General features: G+C 72.5%; 4 protein-coding genes. 1 reads left to right on the forward strand and 3 read right to left on the reverse strand.

What is annotated here, in order from left to right; all coding sequences use genetic code 11:
* Positions 1-597, reverse strand: a 597-nt coding sequence (locus E0D90_RS22005; RefSeq protein ID WP_130799777.1) for a GNAT family N-acetyltransferase, incomplete at its 3' end; no start/stop codon positions are given.
* A gap of 334 nt (positions 598-931) precedes the next feature.
* Between E0D90_RS22005 and E0D90_RS22010 the strand changes: the two genes are divergently transcribed.
* The gene (locus tag E0D90_RS22010) at positions 932-4,045 is read left to right on the forward strand and encodes a ThuA domain-containing protein (protein ID WP_227870397.1); all 3,114 of its coding nucleotides are present in this window, start codon (positions 932-934) and stop codon (positions 4,043-4,045) included.
* 418 nt (positions 4,046-4,463) lie between these two features.
* On the opposite strand, the gene E0D90_RS22015 is transcribed toward E0D90_RS22010, so the two are convergent.
* Together E0D90_RS22015 and E0D90_RS22020 are read right to left on the reverse strand one after the other, a co-directional pair.
* Positions 4,464-6,011: a tripartite tricarboxylate transporter permease gene (locus E0D90_RS22015; protein WP_130799778.1), complete on the reverse strand. Its 1,548-nt coding sequence runs from the start codon at positions 6,009-6,011 to the stop codon at positions 4,464-4,466.
* 2 nt (positions 6,012-6,013) lie between these two features.
* Positions 6,014-6,644, reverse strand: a 631-nt coding sequence (locus E0D90_RS22020) for a tripartite tricarboxylate transporter TctB family protein (protein WP_227870398.1), incomplete at its 5' end; no start/stop codon positions are given.

Consider the following 6,644-nt stretch of genomic DNA (forward strand, 5'->3'; position numbering starts at 1 on the left):
GGCGAGCAGGGCGGCGACGGGGCTGAGGCTCGCCCGGACGGTCACGGTGGTCGCGCCGGGGGGCGGCGGGTAGGCGCCCAGTTCCTCGGTCAGCAGCCGGCGGGACGCCTCGTTGTCCACGCCGGTGCGGGCGAGCAGCCGCTTGGCGCCGGACTCACGTGCCAGGTCGAGGAGTTGGCGGATCACGGCGCGCCCGGCGCCGCGGTTCCGGTGGTCGCGCGCGATCCACAGCCCGGCCTCGACGGTGCCCGTCTCGCCCGGCACGGGCGCGAGCCGTGCCGCGCCGGCGACCTCCGCCGTGCCGTCGTCTCCTCCGTCACCCGCTCTGCCGTCGCCCGCTCCGGCGCCGGCCGCTCCACCGCCGCCGATCACGATGGCGTAGGTGCGCTGGGGTGCGCCCGGCGCCAGGGACTGGGCGCGGTGGAACGCGGTGAAGGCGGCCCGGCGCCGGTCGGTCCAGGGCGGCGCTGTGTCGTCGGGCGCCGTGTCGTCACCCGGCGGGCGGGGCATGACCTCGTCCGGTTCGGCCTGGGTGACGGCGACGGTGGTCAGGGATTCCAGCAGCGCGTCGTCGAGCGGTTGGAGGTTGACCTGCATGGGTGGCGGCCCTCGATTCTGATGCCGGTGCGGTGGCGCCCGCGCGCCCCGAAGTGGTCAGTATGGACAGGTCAGCGACGGTTCGTCAGTACGCACCGGCCCTCCTGGGAGTGATCGTTGACGCACCCCGCGCCGGTCAGCGCCGTCGGCGCTCGCAGTTGTCCCGGGCGCCCCATCCGGCGCAGCCGCGGTATGGACTTTTCCTATTTGCAGTTCTACACATGATGGTTACGCCATCGAAATCGGCCCGTGCTCCCTGCCCCCACCTGAGGAGAACGCTGTGACCCCTCGTGTGCCGCGGTCGCGGCGCGCGGTCAGGACGACCCTGACCTGCGTGCTCGCCACCGGACTACTGGCCGTACCGGCCGCCGCGGGCGGACTGCCCGCCCTCGCCCAGGAGGCGCAGGACGACGTCTCCGTCCTGGTGTTCTCCAAGACCGCCGGATTCCGGCACGACTCGATCCCCGCCGGTATCGCGACGATCGAACAGCTCGGCGCCGACAATGGTTTCGAGGTCGTCGCCACCGAGGACGCCGATGTCTTCACCGACTCCGGGCTGGAACCGTACGACGCCGTCGTCTGGCTCTCGACCACCGGTGACGTGCTCAACTCCGGCCAGCAGGAGGCGTTCGAGCGCTACATCCAGGGCGGCGGTGGATACGCGGGCGTGCACGCCGCGTCCGACACCGAGTACGACTGGCCCTGGTACGGCGAACTGGTCGGCTCCTACTTCGCGAGCCACCCCCACAACCAGACCGCCACCATCGATGTCGAGGACCACGACCACCCCTCCACCGAGCACTTGGACGCGGAGTGGGTCCGGTACGACGAGTGGTACAACTTCCAGTCCAACCCGCGCGGTTCGGTCCATGTGCTGGCCTCGCTCGACGAGTCCAGCTACGACCCGGGCAACGGCGCCATGGGTGACCACCCCATCGCCTGGTGCCACGCCCACGACGGCGGCCGGTCCTGGTACACCGGGCTCGGCCACACCCAGGAGTCCTACGGGGAACCGGAGTTCGTCCAGCATCTGCTGGGTGGCATCGAGTACGCCGCCGGTGTCCACGGCGACGACGCGTGCGGCGGCACCTCCGGGGAACCGGCGGGCGCCTACTCGGTGGTGACACTCGACGAGACCACCAGCAACCCCATGGAGCTGGCGGTCACCGACGACGGGCGGGTCGTGTACATCGACCGCGCCGGCGCGGTCCGGCTGGTGCGCGCCAACGGGACGGTGACCACCGCGGGCACCCTCGACGTCTACACGGGCCAGGAGTACGGGCTGATGGGCATCGCCCTGGACCCGGGCTTCGCCGAGAACAACTGGCTCTACCTCTACTACTCGCCCGCGGGCGGCGAGGCCGTGGACCGCGTCTCCCGCTTCACCCTGGACGGGGAGCAGCTGGACGCCGACAGCGAGACCACGCTGCTGGAGATCGAGACCCAGCGCTCGGAGTGCTGCCACGCGGGCGGCGCGATGGAGTTCGACGGCGAGGGCAACCTCTACATCGCGACCGGTGACAACACCAACCCGTTCGCCTCCGACGGCTACAGCCCGATCGACGAACGGCCCGGTCGTTCGCTGTGGGACGCGCAGCGCACCTCGGCCAACTCCGCCAGCCTGAACGGCAAGATCCTGCGCATCACGCCGCAGGCGGACGGGAGTTACACGGTCCCGGACGGCAACATGTTCGAGGCCGGCACCGAGGCGGCCCGGGACGAGATCTACGCGATGGGGTTCCGCAACCCCTTCCGGATCGGGCTCGATCCGCGGACCGACGCCCTGCTCGTCGCCGACTACGGCCCGGACGCTGCCACCGCCAGTGAGACCCGTGGCCCCGACGGGCGCGTGGAGTGGAACATCGTCGACACCCCCGGCTTCTACGGATGGCCGTACTGCGTCGGCGACAACACCCCCTACATCGACTACGACTTCGCCACCGGCGAGTCCGGCGCCGCCTTCGACTGCTCCGCTCCGGTCAACGACTCCCCCAACAACACCGGCGTCACCGAGCTGCCGGCCGCCATCGCCGCCGAGCTGTGGATGGGCGCCTCCTCGACCGGAGTGCCCGAGGTCGGCACCAGCGGCGCGCCGATGACCAGCGGTGTCTACACCTACGACTCCGAGCTGGACTCCGACCGCAAGTGGCCCCTCTCCTGGGACGGCAAGGCCGTTCTCGGCGACTGGAACAACGGCCGGCTGTTCGCCGTCGGCGTCGACGGAGGCGAGGTCTCCGGGGTCGAACGGACTCTGGCGGAACTGTCGTTCAAGCGGCCCCACGCCATGCGGTTCGGACCGGACGGCGCCCTCTACCTGATCGACTGGGGCAGCGGCTTCGGCGGTGACAACAGCGACTCCGGCGTCTACCGCGTCGACCACCGGTCGGCGGGCGGAGCCCCGCCGGTGGCACGGCTGGACACCGACACCACGGCCGGACCGCTGCCGCTGGAGGTCACCTTCTCGGCCGCCCGCTCCCACGACCCGGACGGCTCCGCGCTCGACTACGCCTGGGACTTCGACGGCGACGGCACCACCGACGCCACCGAACCGGAGGTCACCCACACCTACACCGAGGCGGGCGTGTGGTCGGTGACGCTGACCGTGACCGACGAGGACGGTGAACAGGCCGTCGCGGGCGTGGAGATCAACGCGGGCAACACCCCACCGGAGATCACCGTGCACGCGCCGGCCGACGGCGGGCTCTTCAGCTGGGGCGACACCATCGCCTACGAGGTGACGGTCACCGACGCCGAGGACGGCGAGATCGACTGCGAGGACGTCGTCACCCAGCCCGCGCTGGGACACGACGAGCACGCCCACCCGTACGAGCAGTACCGCGGCTGCTCCGGCACCTTCCCGCTGCCCGGCGACGAGGGGCACATCGGCGCGAACATCTTCGGCGTCGTCACCGTCACCTACACCGACCGGGGAGCGCCGGGCACCGCACCGCTCACCACCCAGGAGGTGCTGGTCCTGCACACCAAGGACAAGGAGGCGGAGTTCCACACCTCGACCGGACGGCTCCCGGACGGCGAGGGCACCGACGGACCGGGCGTGGTGACGGAGCCGACCACCGACACCGGCGGCGGCCTGAACGTCGGCCACATCTCGGACGGCGACTGGTTCGCCTACGAGCCGATGGACCTCACCGGTATCGACGCGGTGGAGCTGCGGGTGGCTTCGGGCTCGGACGGCGGCACCGTCGAGATCCGCGCCGGCGCCCCGGACGGTGAACTGGTCGGTTCCGCCGAGGTGTCCCCGACCGGCGGCTGGCAGGAGTGGGAGACGGTGACCGCCGAGATCGCCGATCACGAGCCGGACGGCGGCGTCTGGTTCGTGGTGCGCCGGCCGGACGGCAGCGCCAACACCGGCGGGCTCCTCAACGTCAACTGGCTGCGGTTCCAGGGCCAGGGCGTCACCGAGCCCGTCACCGCCGCCGCCCGCTAGCGGCGGCCCCCGGGCCCGGAGCGACGGCGGGGGCGTGACCGGCTGAGGTCCACGCCCCCGCCGCGTCATGTGCGCGGACCCGCACCGCGCCCGCGCCCGGCGCCAACACGGCACCAGGCGGCGCACGATGACGGCACCGGCGCGTTGTGCGGCACGCGTGCTGCGGAAAGCGCGACGCGCGAGAGGCTGCCGGGAACACCCGGCCGCACCAACACCAAGCGGCCGGGACGCGACGAGCGGCGCGTCCCGGCCTCCGGGTGGCGGCCCCGGCCCGGGGGGTGGAAGGGCCGGGGCCGCCGGCTTCGGGCCCGCGCGAGCCGAGCCAACGGGCGCCGGGGCCACGGGAGCCGGGCCCACGGGAGCCGGGGCCGCTCCCCTGTGGGGGAAGGAGGGAGCGGCCCCGGCGGCGGGAGGGTGGTCAGGCCACGTCGGCCCCGGCGCGTTCCTCCGCTCGCCGGCTGACGCGGGCCCGCCGCAGCCTGGCGGCCAGCGGCACCAGCGCGGCCAGGACCACCAGGACGTACAGCCCGATGGAGATGCTGCTGCCGACCAGGATCGACGGGTCGCCGTCGGAGGCGGCCAGCGCCCGGCGCAGTTCGGTCTCGGCGATCGGGCCGAGCACCACACCGATCAGCGCGGGTGCCACCGGCACCCCGAAGTGCCGCATGCCGAAGGCCAGTACGGCGATGGCCAGCAGCATCACCAGGTGGACCACCGAACCGTTGATGGCGTAGACGGCCAGCACCGAGAACAGCGTGATCCCGGCGTAGAGGTACGGCTTGGGCAGCTTCAGCAGCTTGGCCCACAGCGGTGCGAACGGCAGGTTGATCGCCAGCAGCAGCACGCTGCCGATCAGCAGGGACGCCAGCAGGGTCCACACCAGGTCGCCGTTGCGCTCGAAGAGCACCGGTCCCGGCTGGAGGCCGTACTGCTGGAACGCGGCCAGCATGATCGCGGCGGTCGCGGAGGTCGGCAGGCCGAGGCCGAGCAGCGGCACCAGGGTGCCGGCGGCGCTGGCGTTGTTGGCCGACTCCGGGCCGGCGACGCCCTCGATGGCGCCCTTGCCGAACTCGCTCTTCTCCCCGCCACGCCGCTCGCGACGCTTGGCGAGGCGCCGCTCGGCGCCGAGCGAGATGAAGGTCGGGATCTCGGCGCCGCTGCCGGGGATCGGTCCGAAGGCGGTGCCGATCGCCGTGCCGCGCAGCCACGCCGGGAAGGAGCGGCGCATGTCGCGCTTCTTCAACCACGGCTTGCCGGAGCGGATGCGTCCCAGGTCCGGGGCGTTCCGGCCGCGCGCCGCGACGTAGAGCACCTCGCCGAGGGCGAGCATGCCGACGGTGACGATGATGATGTTGACGCCGTCGAGGAGAACGGCCGAGCCGAAGTCGAAGCGTGGCGCGCCGCTCTGGCTGTCGATGCCGACCAGGCCGATGGCCAGGCCGATGAGCAGCGACGCCATGCCGCGCAGCACCGAGCCGGAGACGACGGCGGCGACCGCGACGAAGGAGAAGATGGTCAGCGCGAAGTACTCGCCGGGGCCGAACTTCAACGCGAACTCGACCATGGTCGGGGCGAACATCGCCACGGCCAGGGTGCCGACGATGCTCGCCACGAAGGAGCCGATCACCGCCGTGCCCAGCGCCTGCGGCGCCCGGCCGGCGAGCGCCATCTTGTGGCCCTCGTACATGGTGGCGATCGACGACGCCTGTCCCGGTGTGTTCAGCAGGATCGACGTCGTGGCGCCGCCGAACATGCCTCCGTAGTAGACGGCGGCGAACAGGATGAACGCGCTGGTGGGGTCCATCTGGAAGGTGACGGGCAGCAGCAGGGCGACCGCCATGGCGGACCCCATGCCCGGCAGCACGCCGACGGCGGTACCGAGCAGGACGCCGCACAGCGCCCACAGCAGGTTGTTCGGGGTCAGCGCGGCGGCGAGTCCGTCCCCGAGGAGATTGAGGGCTTCCATGGTTACAGCACCAACTCCAGAACACCGCCGGGCAGGTTGAGACCCAGCCCGAACGAGAACCCGACCTGCACGACGGCCGACATGGACAGGGAGACGACCGCGTCACGCAGCGGCTCGCGGGCACCGAACGCGTAGGAGACGCCCCAGAACAGCAGGGTCCCGGCGAGCAGCCAGCCGAGCGGCTCCAGCAGGGCGACGTGCACGGCGAGCGCGCCGATCGTCAGGGCGACGGGCGACCACTCGGTGGGTGGCGCGGGCGGGCCGAAGGAGACCCCCTCCCGCAGCGCCCGGGCGACCCGGAGGTTGTCGAACGCCATCTTCGCCGCGACCAGCAGCAGCAGGGCGCCGATCACGCCCGGCACGACGCCGGGCCCGGGTGGCGCGCTGTTGGGCGGCGCCTCGATGGTGAACGCCCCCCACAGGGCGATGACCCCGAAGAGCGCGACCAGGGACGGGAAGACCCAGGCGCCGCGTCCGGTCCAGGGGGCGGACTCCGGGTCGTGGGCCGCTTCGGGCTCCTCGTCGGCGTCCGCCGGGGTGGCGTGTGCCTGGTCGACGGCGTCCCCGTCGGCGTCGGCGCCCCCGGCCCGCGCGGTGGCGGTGGCGGTGGTGGTGGCGGTGGCGGTCGTGGCG

This window comes from Streptomyces otsuchiensis (assembly GCF_004305975.1).
Classification (GTDB): Bacteria; Actinomycetota; Actinomycetes; order Streptomycetales; family Streptomycetaceae; genus Streptomyces; species Streptomyces otsuchiensis.

Excerpts from the sequence above, each read along its gene's own strand:
- E0D90_RS22015 (WP_130799778.1), bottom strand. The coding sequence starts at position 6,011 with ATGGAAGCCCTCAATCTCCTCGGGGACGGACTCGCCGCCGCGCTGACC.